This is a genomic window from Arsukibacterium sp. MJ3, assembly GCF_000987765.1.
Classification (GTDB): Bacteria; Pseudomonadota; Gammaproteobacteria; order Enterobacterales; family Alteromonadaceae; genus Alishewanella.
Map to the genome: position 1 here is coordinate 1 of NZ_LAHP01000164.1, position 487 is coordinate 487.

The following is a 487-nucleotide window of genomic DNA, read 5'->3' on the forward strand; positions in this document are numbered from 1 at the left end:
CCCCGATGGCAAAACATTGGCTTATACACGTCAGCGTATTCAAGGCTTTTATGCTGATCAAACCAACCTTGTGTTAGTTGATTTAAGCAACCGCAACGAACGGGAAATCACCAGTGATTTCGATCGTTCGATCGGTAGTTATGTTTGGATGCCAAATGGTCGTGGATTCTATGCCACCATCGATGATGCTGGCACCTCGCGAGTGTATTCAATTAACGCTCGTAATGGCCGTGCACAAGCACTTACCGGTGCAACCAACCATGGCAATATCAGTATCAGCAACAACGGTACACTGGTGGGTACAAACGAGAGCTTTATGTACCCTGCGCGCTTAGTAAGCATCAACACGCGGAACGGTAATACTACTCGTTTAGATAGCTTTAACGATGAAATGCTTGCCAATGTTGATCTCGGTAGCTACGAATCAGTAACCTACCAAGGCCACAACGGCCAAGACATCCAAATGTGGGTGCATTATCCACCGGGT

1 pseudogene is annotated in these 487 nt (G+C 47.0%); it reads left to right on the forward strand.

From position 1 onward, the window contains the following. Positions 1-487 (forward strand): annotated as a pseudogene (locus VT06_RS18330) (S9 family peptidase); the annotation flags it as partial.